Annotated in this window: 12 protein-coding genes; 2 read left to right on the plus strand and 10 right to left on the minus strand. The window is 50.9% G+C overall.

The window, feature by feature from the left end; translation table 11 throughout:
• Positions 1 to 215: 215 nt before the first annotated feature.
• Complete coding sequence (locus CVT49_11440) at positions 216 to 767, minus strand: hypothetical protein (GenBank protein PKK82799.1); 552 nt, start codon at positions 765 to 767, stop codon at positions 216 to 218.
• Positions 768 to 1,157: 390 nt separating this feature from the next.
• Here CVT49_11440 and CVT49_11445 point away from each other — a divergent pair, with 390 nt between their 5' ends.
• Positions 1,158 to 2,654, plus strand: coding sequence for a hypothetical protein (locus CVT49_11445; GenBank protein ID PKK82800.1), 1,497 nt, complete (start codon positions 1,158 to 1,160; stop codon positions 2,652 to 2,654).
• A gap of 39 nt (positions 2,655 to 2,693) precedes the next feature.
• Here CVT49_11445 and CVT49_11450 read toward each other — a convergent pair whose 3' ends face one another.
• The 9 genes from CVT49_11450 to CVT49_11490 form a co-directional block, all read right to left on the minus strand.
• Positions 2,694 to 2,942, minus strand: a complete 249-nt coding sequence (locus CVT49_11450) for a hypothetical protein (GenBank protein ID PKK82801.1) — start codon at positions 2,940 to 2,942, stop codon at positions 2,694 to 2,696.
• A 456-nt stretch (positions 2,943 to 3,398) separates the two neighbouring features.
• Complete coding sequence (locus CVT49_11455) at positions 3,399 to 5,954, minus strand: hypothetical protein (GenBank protein PKK82802.1); 2,556 nt, start codon at positions 5,952 to 5,954, stop codon at positions 3,399 to 3,401.
• Between the two features lie 273 nt (positions 5,955 to 6,227).
• A complete protein-coding gene (locus tag CVT49_11460; GenBank protein ID PKK82803.1) occupies positions 6,228 to 9,959 on the minus strand; it encodes a hypothetical protein in 3,732 nt (1,243 codons plus the stop codon).
• A 139-nt stretch (positions 9,960 to 10,098) separates the two neighbouring features.
• Positions 10,099 to 11,595, minus strand: a complete 1,497-nt coding sequence (locus CVT49_11465) for a hypothetical protein (GenBank protein PKK82804.1) — start codon at positions 11,593 to 11,595, stop codon at positions 10,099 to 10,101.
• Between the two features lie 35 nt (positions 11,596 to 11,630).
• On the minus strand, positions 11,631 to 12,494 hold the full coding sequence (locus tag CVT49_11470) for a hypothetical protein (protein ID PKK82805.1): 864 nt from the start codon (positions 12,492 to 12,494) through the stop codon (positions 11,631 to 11,633).
• Positions 12,461 to 13,729 carry an aminopeptidase P family protein gene (locus CVT49_11475; protein PKK82806.1) on the minus strand — a complete coding sequence of 423 codons (1,269 nt, stop codon included), beginning with the start codon at positions 13,727 to 13,729 and terminating at the stop codon, positions 12,461 to 12,463. Before CVT49_11475 ends, CVT49_11470 begins: the two co-directional genes overlap by 34 nt.
• Positions 13,632 to 14,453, minus strand: coding sequence for a glutamate racemase (locus tag CVT49_11480; protein ID PKK82807.1), 822 nt, complete (start codon positions 14,451 to 14,453; stop codon positions 13,632 to 13,634). The genes CVT49_11475 and CVT49_11480 overlap by 98 nt, the downstream gene beginning before the upstream one ends.
• Positions 14,453 to 15,964, minus strand: coding sequence for a hypothetical protein (locus CVT49_11485; protein ID PKK82808.1), 1,512 nt, complete (start codon positions 15,962 to 15,964; stop codon positions 14,453 to 14,455). Before CVT49_11485 ends, CVT49_11480 begins: the two co-directional genes overlap by 1 nt.
• On the minus strand, positions 15,936 to 16,403 hold the full coding sequence (locus CVT49_11490) for an SsrA-binding protein (GenBank protein PKK82809.1): 468 nt from the start codon (positions 16,401 to 16,403) through the stop codon (positions 15,936 to 15,938). The genes CVT49_11485 and CVT49_11490 overlap by 29 nt, the downstream gene beginning before the upstream one ends.
• 86 nt (positions 16,404 to 16,489) lie before the next feature.
• Here CVT49_11490 and CVT49_11495 point away from each other — a divergent pair, with 86 nt between their 5' ends.
• Positions 16,490 to 17,272: a hypothetical protein gene (locus CVT49_11495; protein PKK82872.1), complete on the plus strand. Its 783-nt coding sequence runs from the start codon at positions 16,490 to 16,492 to the stop codon at positions 17,270 to 17,272.
• Positions 17,273 to 17,317 lie beyond the last annotated feature (45 nt).

Genomic DNA, 17,317 nt, shown 5'->3' on the forward strand with positions numbered 1-17,317 from the left:
TCTACCCTTGGTTACGTCAGTCCAGTTGACTTTGAAAAAGAAAATGAATATGCTTATATAACTGTCCACTAAATCGGGGGAACCTCAATTTCGACCTACCCAAATAAAATCTTATCAGGACACCACATTATTACAGAAAGTGCAAACAAAAACACCGGGAGCCCCGTGAGGAGGGCTCCCGGCCTTGAGGAGAGGCAACTGCGCGATAGAATTATCTAATTGCCGGTGTAGGCGACGGTCAGAATTACTTCAGACGAGTAATTCCCGCCGGTCTGTGTCAGCCCCGGCCTGACCATGCCGCCAATCCAGACATCCATCTGGCCGGCCGGCCCGAGAACGAGCGTCTCCGGGCCGTTGGGATTGATGGCCGCCACCGGGACGGTTTGTCCGCCGCCGGTGCCGTCATCATAAGAAGCATCGGTGTTATTGAAATCGACGCGCATATAAGCAACCGAATCCTGATGCATCAGGGAATCGGGGAGGGTGAAATCAAGGGTAATCTCGGCGCCGTTGTCGCCGTTGATGTGCCATTCGCCGGCAAAGCCGACATCGCCTTTATCGACGGTTTTGTCGATCCCCGGTAAAACGGTTCCGAACATAAGGTCATGTTCTCCGGTAATGACAATACCCGCAATGACGGTGGCTGTGGCATGAATAGTGGCGCTTTCCTGGGCATGCAGCGAAACTGTCGTTCCGGTGAGAAGCGCCAAAGTCACAAGAATCAGAATAAATTTGGTCGTTTTCATTCCAAAATCTCCCTTTTTCAAAATCTTCTGCGCTTTAAGATTGCAATCATGATGCCGGGGTGTTGCGGTTATTGTAAGATGCTATTTCTCAACAAGTTATGGGGTGGATGGAAGTGGCATAACCGGTCCAAAAATAAAGCGGTATTGGAAACGCCCCATATGGCAGAATAGTATCTGCATGCAAGACAAACGATTATAAGATATGTCAGCCTGCCCTCGCCATTCTCCGGCATTGCTTCCGCTCACTCGGTCCGCCGGGCGTCGGTATTTTACTGATAGAAGGGCACTTAAAGAAAGATTCGGAAAAATATTTTTGGAAGGATGCTAAAGTAGTGTGGGGATGTTCCGATACACCAACCGACAGCGGCTGTTCAATAATTAAACAGTTGCGAGATAAAATAGGAATTTACCATGGGTCAAAGAATGATCCGAAATCGATTCTCAGCGATCTTACTCGCCGCGATGCTTATCGGCGCGATATCAACTCATGTACAAGCGCAGGATTATGTCTGGGCGGCCAATTACGGCGGCATATATAATGACGGCAGTTTCGAAGGCGTGCCGACTTCCGATAACGGCTATGCCGTTCTCGGAAGCACTTACTCCTTCGGCGCGGGTCAATATGATGTCTATCTGGTAAAGCTCGGCAATGCCGGCAACGTGCTTTGGTCGAAAACGTACGGCGGCGTCGAATCGGATCAGGGGTACAGTATCGATCACATGGCCGACGGCGGCTTTATCCTGGCCGGTTCCACGCGGTCGTTCGGAAGCGGCGATCGTGACATGTATCTTATTCGCACCGATGCCTCGGGCAATGCTGTATGGTCGAAGTCCTTTGGAGGGATATTAAGTGACCAGGCCCGCTCGGTGAGGCGCACTTCTGACGATGGTTTTATCATCTGCGGCACGACCGATTCGTACGGCCACGGCTATTCCGACATATATTTAATAAGAACCGATTCGCTGGGCGACACGCTCTGGACGCGCGCCTACGGCGGTGCCGGAGGCGAGTCGGGCAACGCCGTCCGCGAAACCCTCGACGGCGGGTTTATTGCGATCGGCTCCACCGGTTCATTCGGCGAGGGGTACAGCTCGGTTTATGTGGTTCGGGTCGATGCCGATGGTGATTCGCTCTGGGCGAAAACATATGGCGGCGCCAAAGCGGACAACGGCTACACGGTGGAACTGACCGGTGACGGCGGCTTTTTGCTGGCCGGCGGTACTGCATCGTTCGGTGCCGGCTATACGGATGCTTACCTGGTCAAAATAGATGCCGACGGCAATGTGGCATGGGAGAAGACATACGGCGGGGCGATGGATGATCGTGTCTATTCGATCTGCCTGGCCATGGATGGAACCATCATGCTGACCGGGACGACCGACTCATACGGCGCCGGAAAAGGCGACATCTATTTGATAAAGGCAAACCCTCTCGGTGCTGCCATATATACCCGTACCTATGGAGGAAGCAAAACCGATTACGGGCGGATGATTTTCCAGGAGGCGGCGACCGACTATATTTTGGTCGGCGAAAGCTACTCCTATTCAACCGGCGGCTCGGACGTTTACGTGATCAAGCTGGACGGTACGGCGACACCGATATTCGAAAATGATCCGAATCTTCTGCCTTCGGGTTATGAACTGGCCCAGAACTATCCGAATCCGTTCAATCAGTCAACCAGTATCGAATATGTTCTTCCGCGGCACTCGGCGGTATCGATCGTGATTTATAATATTCTCGGGCAGGCGGTGCAGGAATGGCATTTTGATTCGCAGCATGCCGGGGCGCATGTGCTCCGCTGGGACGGATACGACAACAGCGGCAGTGAAACAGCCTCGGGGATTTATTTTTATCGGTTTATTGCCGGAGATTTTTCAGAAACCAAAAAAATGGTTCTGATAAAGTAGCGGTCGATTTCTCTAATACTGCCAATTTTTATTTATAAATCAAAACAGCGGGTATGTAGCCATGCAGGGGGCAGGTTTCCCAAGCATCAGCGGCATTTCGAGAATCGAGGGACACAGGCCGCGGATCTCGGATTCCTCTGTAATTTTGGCAACATCGGGCTGGTCGGACAAAGAGTCATCCACTTGCGGGGTCCCGGTATTGTCATGGATGTCTTCCATGGCGCTAATAGCCGGAAACAGCAGACACATCGCCATAAAACACAGAAGCGTTATCGCTACTCTTCCCATCAGAGCTCCCTTCGCCTGATAGAACGTTTCGGCGGGTAATTGGAATTGAAAACGTTCTACCTATTGCCTTGCGCGGTCGCAGGATTATTCCTGCAAATCCGTAATAATAACGGACTTCCGGTTGTTTGCCATTTAAGTATCAAATCCCGTGCCAGACTCCATCGGGCTCCGAACGGTGCTCTTAAGGTATTCTATTTCATTGGGTTATTAAATCTCGCAAGATGATGGATCAGCCGGCTTCGTAGATATTCACGAATTCGGATGGTCTTGAAGCCAATTCTTGCGTAAATCTCAGGCCATAAAAAAGGACAGCCATGAGGCTGTCCTTTTGATTTCTTATCGAAAACAGGTCAGCAGATCGGTTCCGGCCCCCCTTTGTAGATGTAGTTGATCAGGTAGGTTATGTCGAGCAGGTTGATGGCACCGGAGCCGTCGGCGTCGGCTGATTCCAGCGGATCAGGGGGCGGCGCCTACACGATAGATGTAATTGATGAGAAAGGTGATATCAAGAATGTTGATATCATCGCTGCCGTTGGCATCGCCGCATAAGAATGTCGGAGCGGTCGCCAGAGATTTAAAGGCATATATAACGCCGCTGGATCCAAAGGTGACGCAGGTCATATTGGGCAGACCATCGCCGCTGATGTCGCCCACATCGATATCCATGACATCATCCGCACAACTGTAGCTCCACATTAAGGCGCCGGTGAGGCCATTGAGAACATATATATTTTGATCATCGGAGCCGGCAATAACATCATTCTGTTCGTCGAGATCGACATCATACACCATCACACAATTCACCTCGCCGCCCGTTTCGAAACTCCATAGTTCATGGCCGTCCACCGCGCTCAAGGCGTGAACCTTGCGGTCGGTGGAACCGCCGGGAACGACCACATCGGGATTTTTGTCTCCATCGAGATCGCCGCAGTCAATGCTCTGAACGTTCGAGGCGATATCAACCGGCTGGGCCCAGATCGTTGTCTGGGTGGCGCCGTCGATCATGACGACCTGCTTGGAATATGGCGTGATCGCGGCAGCAACATCAGGAACGCCGTCATCATTGACATCGCCGACGGCGATATGTTCGACGGCATCGGGGCAAGGAGCTTCCCATAAAATAGCGCCGTTGGAACCATCGATACAGACGACTTTCTTGCCGTAGGTTCCGCCACCAACGGCGACATAAACATCCAATGGGCCGGTATTGGCCTGGCCCAGCTCGATGTCATTGACAGCGGCGCCGACACCCACCGACCAGAACTCACTTTTGGTATCGGTCTGGATGGCATAGACTCGTGCGTCGTCACTGCCGGCAATGACCTCATCCGCCCCGTCGCCGTTCAAGTCGGCCGAGGCCAGACACTTGCGGTAAATTTGCGCGGTGGGCGTGGTGAACTGCCACATAGCCGTACCGGTTTTGCCGTAAATTGCAGTTACTGTCTCATCATAACCGCCGACCGCGGCATCGGCAGTACCATCATGGTCATAATCGCCGGTTGTCACCGAATAAAGATTCTGGGTGCCGGTCCATCGCCATAGTTCCAGACCGGTCAATCCATTGACGGCGATGGCCTGATCATCGACTGAGCAGACCGCGACCGGATCGTCAAACCCATCGCCGTTCAGGTCAGCCACGGCGATGCCGTTGCCGTATTCTCCGAAAGCATATTCCCACAGAAGAGGTGATTGCACCGTGCGCAGGGCCCAGACGGTTTTTCCGGGATCGGTTCCGACATGGTCGGCGCCGCCGCCGGCGGCAACATCCATTATTTCATCTTCATCGAAATCGGCGCAGCTGACCCCGCTCATATTGCCATTGACGGCATAATACCATAATTTGGCTCCATTGGTGCCGTCGACGACTTCGACCCGGTCTGAGGTTGCCGCGACCACATCGATGTCTTTTTCCCCGGTAACGTCACCGAATGAAATGTCCTTGACGTTGCCGTCAAGCGGATCGGAAATCCACATGGTGGCGTCGGATTCACCGTCGAAGGCATAAATGCGGTGATCCCCCAGATAGGTACCGACAATCAGATCAAGATCGCTGTCTTCATCCAGATTAAAGGATCGGATAATGATTTCGCCGTTGGAATGGTTGACACTCCCCAGATTGAAGGTCCATTCGACGGTACCGTCAAGGGCGGTCCGGACAAAAATCTCACCGTGATCATCGGAATAAATGACACCGAAAACGGCCTCGAGAGTACCGTCGTTGTCGATATCATCCATAATGACATCCATACCGAGGTATGGCACGGTTAGGGCCCAGATATCGGAGCCGTCATTGCCGTCCAGCACTCCGATATAGTTATCGAATCCGGCCAGATATTCATGCGCAAAGGCGATATCATCGATGCCGTCGTTGTCGACATCGCCCGCGGCGACCGCATTGATCCAGAGGCTGCCGATATTCCTTGCCCAGATCTGCGCCCCGTTGCGCCCGCTGATGGCATAGATATGGTCATCAAAACAGCCGACCGCGACATCAAGGAATTCGTCACCATCGAAATGACCGGTAGTAATGGCATTATTGGTGGTGCCGTTATAAAATACCCATAAGCGCGAGCCATCCAGACCGTTAATGGCATGAACCCTCCCGTCGGGTGTGTTGGCGCCGTCATAAGAGGCGCCCGCAATGACATCCATGACGCCGTCATTGGTCAGATCGCCGATGGTCATGGAGCGAATGCCGTCATCGACCGGATAATTCCATATTTCAATGCCGGTTTTGCCGTCAACGGCATGGACATAGGAAATATTGCCGTAGTAAGTATTATTATATTCGGCAGCGATCACGTCGGCGGTTCCATCGCCGTTAAGATCGGCCGTGGCGACAAGCCTGACATCAAGATCGGAATCAAAAATCCAGATCGGTTCAGCCGATGATTCCTTGCCATTCTCTCCGACCGCGGAAAAGACGGTATTGAGTACCAGAAACAGCAGGGCAATTGCGGTGATAGCGGCGACATGGGGAATTCGCCTTGACAAGTGGTTTCTCCCGCCCATTTTGTCTCTCCTTACTTGAGGTGGTTTGAGAGCTATCTTGTATATTTATTTTTCAAAAACTAATGGTCGAAGTAAAGAAAAGAGTCTCTGTATCAGCAGGAAGACCAGATGTAATAGCAAACAGCAGAGATGCATTCGTCTAACCGGCCAACTAACTTAATATATTCAATCCATTCCTGCTGTCAAGGCCGGATTTTCTGGCGGGAAATATCGATATTTCGATTGAAATCAGAGGGCCGGAATTTTAATGATTCCGACCCGCCGGGATATTGCTTATTTGAGCAAGAGCATTTTTCTGGATTGATCAAATTCGCCCGCTTTAATGCGATAGAAATAGATGCCTGAGGCCGCCTGTCGGCCGGCCCGGTCGCGCCCGTCCCAAATGACCGAATATTTACCGGCCGGCATGGTTTCGTCAATCAATGTCTTAATGTTTTGCCCCAGAAGATTATAGACAGAAATAACAACATGGGTTCTGTGCGGCAGTGAATATTCAATAGTGGTGGACGGATTGAACGGATTGGGATAATTCTGGAGGAGGCTGAAAGATTCGGGAAGCAATTGATTCTCATTGTCGGTCACGTCGGTGGAATTGCAGTCTGATGGGAGCGGCGCACAGTTGTTCATTTTGCGGTTGTATCTCCAGAAGGGGACCGGATTGCTGCAGACATCATAAGTGGCGCCGGGAAAGTTGACGAATATCTGGACACTGTCCGGCGTGGCGATAGTCAAATCGACATTGCCGTCGCCATCGATATCTCCGGTTGCGGGCGTGAAGCGGTCGCTGGTGAAGGTTCCGATCGATATAATAAGCGGGAAACCATCCAACTGCCGGCCCTGATTGTCCCAGGCATATATTCGCTGCGGCTCATAAGTGTTGAAAAGGTCATTATTGGCACAGGCGACTATATCGGGACTGCCGTCGCCGTTCATATCGGCCAGAAGAAGCATATTAAGGACGCTTGGTTCCGGTGTCGAGACGAAGGAGCCGTTCGGGCTCGACGACAGATACGAGGAACCATCCAGATTCCAGACGAGGATATAACTGTTGCTTATGTCGAAGAAGGTCGTCATGTACTCCGGTTCCGAATCGTCGTCGATATCAGCAAAGATGGGATCGGTCGGAACCTCGTAAGCATCGACACCCATATTATGCGGCCAGCCGTCGATCAAATTCAAACCGCCGTCGAATGCATAAATCCAGTAGCCAAAGTCCTGATAATAACCATATACGATAAGTTCATATTGATCGTCATTATCGATATCGTAACCCGACATCCCGGCGCAATTGAAACTGCTTCCGTTCATCTCTATCAGCAGGCTGTCGGTTACCGTGCCGGTGGCATAGTCTATCTGCCAGATCATGCCAAACGAGCGGCTGGCGGCATAAAACTCATCTGTCCTGTCGCCGTCGAGATCGAGAGGCAGTGATTCGGAGAAATAATCGAATTTTCTGATAAAATCTCCATTTGACTCGAAGAGAAACGTCTCCGAAAGATAACCATTATAGACAAAAACATGAATTTCATCGCGGCCGTCGTTATCGATGTCCTTAAGCATCACTTTGGGAAATTCATGTTCGGTGCGGTAAAAATTGCCGACCGGCGGAAAGATGCCGAGATAATTTTCGGTGTTTCCCTCGGTGGAGCGATAGCAGTACACCTTGGGCGGATCATAGCCGACCGCGACAATATCATCGACACCGTCATCATCAAGATTACCGATGGCGATCGGTATCATGTAATTATTCCGCGGGAAATCGGGCATCCCTTCGGTTTTGAGGGTACCATCAAGATTGAAAACCATGATTTCGGAGGAAGTACCGGTCAGGATTTCGTTGGCGCCGTCGTTATCGAAATCGCAATAGGTGGGAACGATCGTCGGATAAGCCACGAGGTCGGCTTTCCAGGCCCGGTCGGTTTCGAAGATCGACTGCACCATGACTGAAACGGTGTCGGCGACCAGCAGGATGCCGTAAGAGTACACCGACAGCCTGAGATCATAATTTCCCGTGGGGACGCTTTCAAGGAACCAGCCGCCGAGGACATCATCAAAGACCGGCACGGTAAAGGTGTCGATCAGGGTCCAGGCGTTCGCCGAAGTATCCGGTTTATACTCCAGAACGGCATGACTGAAAGCGGGTGCGGCGGCACTGCCTTTGATCGCGACAAAATTGGCGACGGTCTGGCCGTCGGTCGGCGAAGTAAGCATCGCCTGCGTGTCATTGGCGACAAAAAATGAAACGTATGAAATATTCTCACCGCCGACAGTAAGGCGAAGAGTCTGGCGGCCGCTCAGGCCGATGGTATTCAGGAAGACCAGCGTTCCATCGGTGACCGAATCGGTCGCGCTGTATATTTCGGTCCAGGTGTCGGGATTGTCGCCCGACCCGATCTCGAGGGTGTATCCGGTGAAGTCGGCGCCGTCGGCAATACCGCGAATTTCCACATTGCCCGACACGATTTCATTGTAGCGTGGGGAACTGATTTTCGCCCTGATTTTGGGAAGCGCCTGCATGGCATGGTATAGGTTTAAGCGCCCGTAGCCGCTGTACTGGTCGAAACCGGGAAGGTTCCAGCCGACACCGTACGGATCGACGATATCATCGGCCGTCTGCTGCAATATCTGTTTAACCCGGTCGGCGGTAATGCCGGGCGATACCGCCCGTAAAACAGCGGCGGTACCGACAACATGAGGGCAGGACATACTGGTCCCGCTTGCCATATAGTACAGGGAATCAACAATATGCACCTTGGGTTCATACGGGTAGCCGGTGGCGTACATGTCGGTCTTTCCGGCCCGGAGCGACAAAATAGACAGCCCCGGAGCGACCAGGTCGAGATGGCTACCGTAGGTCGAGAAAGTGGCAACCTGATCGGAATCGTTGGAAGCCCCGACAGTGATGGTGGCGGCATAGCCGGCCGGGTAAACCAGGCTGTAAGTGCCTTCATTACCGGACGACGCGCACATGATGACACCCTTGTCGCGGGCATATTCGATGGCATCCTCTATCAAATCGCTTCTGTAATTGAAGCCGAAACTCATGTTGATTACCTCGGCGCCGTTATCGGCGGCGTAAATGATGGCGGCGGCGATTCTCGAGACAAGGGGAAGCGGATCGAATTTCAGGCCCATTATCCGGCAGTCTTCGGCGACACCGGCCATGCCGATAATATTGTTGGCAACCCCTGCAATAATACCGGAGCAGTGAGTACCGTGGCCGAAATTGTCGGTAGGGTCATTATCGCCGGGATCGAGAGGATCCATCGAGGCGGCAAAATCCCAGCCGTTGACATCATCAATATAGCCATTGTGGTCATCATCAAACCCATTGTCGGGAATTTCTCCCGGGTTGATCCAGATATGATCGATCAAATCGTGGTGAACCATATCAACGCCGGTATCGATAATGGCGACCACAACCGTGACGGTTCTGTCCGGAGGATTGTCGAAAACTTCTCCGGCGTCGATATCGGCATCGGGCACGCCATTTATGAGCACCAATTCATCATTGTAACTGCCGTAATTTCTAACGACATGGTAATGCGGTTGGCCGGTGTTATTCAGGCTCCACTGAAATTGATACAATGAATCATTGGGCTGCTCATGGAACTCAACGATCTGGTTGATCTCGGCATACTCGACTTCGGGAAGCCGGGCATAGGCATCTCGCAGCCCTGTAATATCGGCGCCATCGGCGACAGTCAAAAGATAAACCGAGCCGAATTTTTGAGTTGAAGCCGCGGCTGAGCTTTTTCCCACGAGCGGCGATATCCCGGTGACGTTATATTGTGCATTCAGGGCCTGGGCTGATTTCAAACCGACGGCGGCCGTCCCCTGTTTTCCGGGATTTATCCGCGGAACGCGGCTGTCTTTGAACTTGACAATGAGGCTGTTCGGCTGATAAGATGTCGAGGAGGCATCTTCGCCGGTATAAAAAGCCAGGCAGATTGAATTGGCAAACAATAAAAATAAGAGTGCAAAGATCGATTTCATTGATATCATAATAAAACTCCCTGTGGCATGGTATAAAAGGGTGCCCGGTGAGGTGTAATTACTTAAATTTACGCAAATTCCCTGTTTTTTACAAGTCCTTGTATAATAATTTACCGAATTTTCACTGTCAGTATCTTATCATCATCATCTATTTGATTTCCAGTTCCGAATCGAGGGTGTCATCGATTCCCGGTTGCGGAATGTAATAATTGTAGCCGGAATCAATCGGATATATATAATTCGTATCGGTTCGGATATGCAGGTGGAAATCGCCGAATGATTTATAAAGCCTGATGCCGCTTGAAATGACCAGCTTGTTTCGCGAGAGCATGTGGCTGACATATTTGGGGGTCGGCGGCGGTGTATTTTTCAAATACAACGGCACATTCCGGTGCAGGTAATAATACCCCCCGCCGTAAAACCATTCGCCGGCGTTATCATATACGCTGTGGACATTGCCCATATCGTGCAAGTAAAGATATGCCCGGAGCCGCCCGTTCTTTTGAAAGATATTCTGGTCATACACCGCGAATGTTTTGTCATGGTAGATTTTGTTCTGAAACGGCAGGGCGGCCATGGAACCGGCGGACGACAGTGCCAGGAACGAAATTGCAAACAGAGCATAAAGCGGGCGGAAATATTTTAATCCTGTGATGATTTTATCGGTGATCACACCTGCGACGACCATCAAAACGGGGATTATGACATAAATGTGGCGGTAGTCGATCTGATGTTCTTTGGCCGGGATAAGAATATGCGAAATCAGCAGTACCACAACGATGACCATCAATAAGCGGTTCTCTTTCCATGTGGCAAATCCTCCGGCAATAATCAGCCAGTACAGAAAAAGCGAAGCATAGGCCAGATACATAAAATATTCGATGCTGAAAGCCGAGCCGACCGAACCGGTCATGAAGAATGACTTATCATAGTGGTAAAAATTTATGTAAGAGATAAACGGCGCGCCCAGGGTAATGGTTTCGAAGAGTCCGACGAAAATTATGCCGGCCGCGACACCGGCCAGATAGTTTTTTCTGCCCGCCGGATCCATTTTGATCGAAATCATAACGATCAAGGCGGCTGCGGCGGGGATGTAATTGAGACGCACGGCGGCCAGAAAACCGGCCATGATCAGGACACGGCGGGAAGCCGCATTCAACGAAAGAGCAATGGCGGCCATGAAGAAAGTCGCCGCCCAGACTTCGCTCAGCGGCCTGATGGAAAAATAAATTACTTCGTACCAGACGGCGCAGAAAAAGGCGGCCCAAAGTCCGGCGCGGTGAGAGGCAAGTTTTTTCCCGATATAATAAGCGGAGAGTATTACCGAGAGGGAAATCAGGGACATGATAATTTTAATGCCGGGAATATAGATGGCAGGATTATCGAGACCCAGGATTTTGAAGGGATAAAGAAAAATGGTCATAATACCGGGGACAAGCCAGGAGCGGGCGGCGAGGCGGTATTCCCAGGGGATAATACCATAGCCGAAGACAACACGGTGTGCCTGCTCGAGCACCTGGAAGATTTCGTCGGGATGATTAATATTGTCGGAAATCAACGCCGTAATAATTCGGGCGACGGCTCCCGCGGCGATAATAAGCCACAGGATAGACTTGCTTTCTTTGTTGTCGGTATGGATATGCAATCCTCCGAATTTTTTACAAACGAGTCAAATTTAATTTAGAAACGCATCAGACCCGGGATCGTTTGATAGATGTACCGAATCTTCATGGCCCGGCTTTTACCTTCTCCGGCAATGCCTTCTATTCTCATTTTGGCGAAATTGCCTTCGGCGGTCTTAACAAGGTACGATTCCCCTTCGCGGACAGGCATCCGGTCGACCGGGGGGATATCCAGCGTAAATTCCGGGTACTGATAGATGTCCTTTGTTTTTCCCAGTGAATAAAAGTCGGATTTTCTTAAGAAGCCGTTCAGGCGATGCGGCGAGGCGATATAATCGACACCGTCCTTACTGTAGAAATAAAGATCATTCTCTTCACCGTCGGCTCGAATGGCCGTCCCCAATGCAAAGGAAAAGCCGTCATTCAAATCGCTGTACCTGAAGGCAAGGATGAATTCGCCTTCCGGGCGGCAAATGATGCCGACTTCATTGGATGACATCGATACCGACTGGTCGGCCAGGACAGTTCTGACCGAGACATAGTACTCGACGCCATTATCCAGATTATCGATTGTGATTGTCTCGAATTTATCTTCCGGATCGGTATCACCGGGATAGACCGCGTCATTGAACGGCTTCGGAGAGCGGGGCGGTTTGCCCTGCCCGTATTTTTCATAAAGCGGTTTGTCGGAGATATAGATATAGTAGCCGGACAGGAGAATGCTGTCGGGGCAGTCGGTGTTCCACTTGAGATATAGCTGCCGATCATTCGGCTGGACGGTCAGATTCATCGGAGTACATTCGGTCGGTATCAGTTTGGTAATTTTTTGCGGCGGCGCTCCGCAGCCGACAGATAGTGCAAGAATAAGAATGACAGCGACTGATAATTTTATATGACAATTAATTCGGTTTGTCTTGGACATAGGAATTTGCCTCCATTCTGCGTAACGGCCAGGTCCTCTTCAAGCCCCACATATCCGATACCTTCCAGTTCGATGCCCAGTTCGACGGTAAAGGCGTTATTTTCTTCAAGCGGAATTTTCGGGGTAACTCCGTAGCGTTTCCATTTGGGACCGACGATGGCGGCGCCGTCATGCACCGAGCGGCCGATTTGATGGCCGAGGGCATGCTGGTATTCCGGGTAACCGTCATCGGTCAGCATTTTGCGGGCGGCGGCATCGATGGTAAATCCCTTCACGCCCGGTTTGTAAAGTTTTGATGTTTCATCAATAATGCTTCTAATCTTGTTGAAGGCTTTGGTCAGCACAGCCGGGGCCCTTGATTCATTGGCCCGTTTGAAATAGGCGAGCCTCTGGATATCGGAGCAAAAGCCTTCCACTCTGGCCCCGAAATCGATGTGGAGCAGATCGCCCGGCTCCAGGACCGCTTCGGTGGGATGCCCATGCCCGGGGCTGGTTTTGGCTCCGGCATTGACAATGGTATCGAAGGAATTAACACCGCCCAGCTTGCGGATGTTGGCGTCGATGATTCCGGCGATTTCCATTTCGGTCAGGCCGGTTTTGATTTGCCCAATCGATTCGCGCCAGCAATCGGTCGCCATAAAGGCGGCGGCTGAAATCAGGCTGATTTCCTGCGGAATTTTTCGTCCCCGAAGCAGGTAGATAATCGGCTCCGATGACACGATCCTCTCCGGATATGGCGTGCCTTTCAGATATTCGAGCAACAGAAGGTACATGCCATGTGAAAGGCCGTCGGCGGCGATGTCATTAACGGAATAATTGAGAGCCAGTTTTCCCGGATTGAATTTTTTGACGACGCGTTTGATTTCTTTGCCGCAATCTTCGACATAAGGTTGCACCGTCCCGAATCGGCGCGATTTTTCGAAGTCGGCGGCATCGAAATTTCCGACCAGCGCCAGAGTATCGCCCGTTCTGGAAATAAAGAAAGCGGACTGCCAGACGACCTTATGTCCCACGACCAGATCGAGGGCGGGGTCGGCCATCATGCTTGATTCGCGGCAGAAAATGAGCCAGAGATCGATATCCAGTTCATTAAGAATATCAATCGCTTGTTCGATTTTGGCTTTGATCAGATCCATATCAATACCTTGTAATATCCACTCTGGTGATATTGTTAATATGACGCCCCAGAAAACGCTCGGCAATCTGCGAAAATTTGTCGGGCACATCGGAGACATAGAATTTATGCATCGCCTCCCGGCCCGATGGACGAAGCAGGTTCCTGACCGACAGTACGGCGGCCAGTTCGCGGGCGGTTTCTTCGGCGGAATCTATCAGCCTGACATTTTCACCCATCACTTTTCCGATTACCGTCTTGAGGAGCGGGTAATGCGTGCAGCCGAGAATGAGAGTATCGATGTCGAGGTCGAGGAGAGTTTTGAGGTAGTCGTGCGCAATCAGATGCGTCGCCTCTTTTTCGATATATCCTTCTTCCGCGAGCGGCACGAACAAAGGGCAGGCCAGCGAAAAGACCTTGGTTTCCTGTCGCCGGCGTTGTATGGCGCGGGCGTAACTGTCTGACCCGATGGTTGCCTTGGTTCCGATAATGCCGATCCGGTTGTTTTTGGATTGATTCATGGCGGCCTCGGCCCCCGGTTCGATCACTCCCAGGATATCGATATCGAATTCTTCCTGAAGCGTATCCAGCGCTACGGCCGAGACCGAGTTACAGGCAACGATTAAAATCTTGACCTGATGTTCCATGAGAAACCGGACATCCTGGCGTGCAAAATTGATAATTGTTTCTTTGGAGCGCCCGCCGTAAGGTGAACGGCCGACGTCTCCGAAATAGACGATATTTTCCCCCGGGAGCAGTTTGAAAATCTCGGCGACCACCGTCAAGCCGCCGACTCCGGAATCAAACACCCCGATCGGTTTATTTTGTAATTCTTCATGTGTCATTATTTCTTCTCGTATTTGGCCTTAAATCTTTTAAGCCCGGCATAAATAGCCTCGGCGACTTCCTGTCTATAATTTTTGCTTTTCAGCAATTTCTCATCATTTTGATTTGTCAAAAATGCGGCCTCGACCAGAATAGACGGCATGTAAACGCCGTTGAGGACGATGAATCCTGCCTGGTCGATACCCCGGGCCTTTGTAAAATCCGATAATTTTGACCGGAATTCCTTGTCCACCATCGCCGCTAAATCGGCCGACTCAACCTGAAATTCGGTCTGGATCATATCGCTGAGAATGATGCTCAGATTATCGCCCGACTGCCCGGAATTGTTCGACATTTCGGCCAGGAATGATGCGTTTTCGAGCTGGGCGGCGGCGCGGCCGGCATCATTTTTGGCCGGGGCGAGGAAAAAAACCTGGAAGCCTTGGGCGGAGCGATTGGGGGAGGCATTGGCGTGAACGGATATATAAACATCGCCGCCGCCATTATTGGCGATGCGGGTGCGGTCCTCAAGGGGGACATAATTATCGTTTTCGCGGGTCATGACAACTTCAAAGAGTTTTTCTTTCCGGATAATTTTGGCCAGACGTTTGGCAATATCAAGGACAATTTCTTTTTCCTGTGTTTTTTTGAGGCCGATGGCGCCGAAGTCGGTGCCGCCATGACCGGCATCGATTATGATTTTATCGATTTTCTCGTCGGGTCCGACGTTGTCAACTTTGTTTTGCACGATCGGAGCCGCCATGGTATCGATCATCGATATCTGGATACGGGGGGGATTGGATTGAAAGCGATGGGTGTACTTGCCGATCGGCTGCCGGAGCCGCAGTGAAATCTGGGCGGCTTCCTCGAATTGGGAGACGCTGATATCTCTCAGGTATTTATTATTGCGACGGCTGAGAACCTGTCGCTGGTTGACGGTCCCGCCCGGCACGGTCACGTTGAGCCAGTTGCCTTCGGAGATATAAATTTCATAACCTCTCGGCTCGGTGACAAAAATCTCAATAAGCAAACCATTGGCTTTGGGCGACAACGCCAGATCGGTTATGCTATACCAGTCCGAATCGATTCTTATGCGGCGGGATTCTACATCCCAGGTGATTAACTCGGGACGGATGACATCGAACATGGGAAGAAATATTCCGGCCGGCACGAACAATGCGCCCTGGCGCGTTTGGACCGGATAAGTGAGATTTTTGACCGAGTCGTCGATTCTGATATACGGCGAATTTATGAAAAAGACGACGCGATGTCCCTCAGTTTCCAAAACGGCCGAAATACCGACAATATCCCAGTTAATTCTCTCACCGAGAATCTCCGATAATTGAGAAATCGAAAAATAATCGAGATTGAATTCCTCGAAAGATTCTATTTTTTCCAGGCCGCCGGATAGCTGGACGGTGATATCCGAAGCCTGCGGGACAGCGATTGACAATAAAGGTATTAAAATTGTCAGGAGTAAAAATCTTCTCATGAATATCTCTTTATAATTTTCTGCGATGTGCCCTTTCAATGGCCCGGTCGGCCTCACGTTTGGCTATTTGGTCGCGTTTGTCATATTTTTTACGCCCCCGGGCGGTGGCGAGTTCGATTTTTACACGCGGCCCCTTAAAGTAAATGCGCAGCGGTACCAGCGTGAAGCCCTTTTCGTTGACGGCCCCCAGAAGGCGCCTGATTTCTTTTTTATGAAGGAGAAGCCTTCTGGGCCGCATCGGATCATGACCTTCCTGGCCCGCAAATTCATAGGGTGAAATATGCAAATGGTAGAGAATCACTTCGCCGCCTTCGACCACGGCATAGCTGTCGGACAGATTTACTTTGCCGGCGCGAAGCGATTTCACTTCACTGCCCATCAACTCAATTCCGGCCTCGCGTTTTTCGATTATCTCATAATCGCGAAAAGCTTTACGATTGGTGATGATATTCCGTTCTTTGGCTTTTTCTTCAGTCATTCCATCCAATATAGATTTATACCTTAGCGGTTGCAATTAAATTGTTGTTTTCATAATATATAATGACCTGTATATGGGAGTATTTGGTGAAAGTTGCATTATTTCAGAACTCTCCGGCATTCGGCGAAATAGAAAGAAACATTGATTCGATGCTGGCGGCCTCGGAGGATCGGGATTTTGATCTTCTTGTTCTGCCTGAACTGTTTGCCACCGGCTATCAATTTATCAGTGTCGAGGAAGCTTTGTCTCTGGCCGACCCGGCCGGCGAAGGTTTCACTTATGAGAAAATGAAAAAACTAGCCGCCGACAGGAAGGCGCTGGTTGTCTACGGATTTCCGGAAGTCGATAAGGGGCGGTTATTTAATTCGGCGATAGCCGTTTTTCCTTATGGGCGCTATCATAAATACCGAAAAATCCATCTGTTCAACACTGAAAAAGAGATTTTTGAGCCGGGCCGGGAAGGTTTTTCAGTGTTTGAATATAAAGGATCGAAAATCGGCCTGATGATTTGTTTCGACTGGCGTTTTCCCGAAGCGGCCCGCCGGCTGGCGCTTGACGGAGCCCAAATAATCTGCCATCCGTCCAACCTGGTCCTGCCGCACTGCCCCGACGCCATGATTACCAGGGCGCTGGAAAATAACGTCTTTACCATAACCTGCAACCGGATCGGCACAGAGAATCGAACCGGCCAATCACTGACATTTATCGGAAAATCACGTATTATTGCACCCGACGGCCGTATTTTGGGCGGGCTTGAAGAGAATGAGGTCGGCTGGTTGGAGATGGAGATCGATCCTCAACTGGCTGATAATAAACAAATTACACCGCGCAACGAGATATTTTCCGACCGCCATCCCGAATTCTATTAATGAGCCTGTCAGGCCGTCATCGAAACCTCATATTTTGCCATTCTT

The organism is candidate division Zixibacteria bacterium HGW-Zixibacteria-1 (genome assembly GCA_002838945.1).
Taxonomy (GTDB): Bacteria; Zixibacteria; MSB-5A5; order GN15; family PGXB01; genus PGXB01.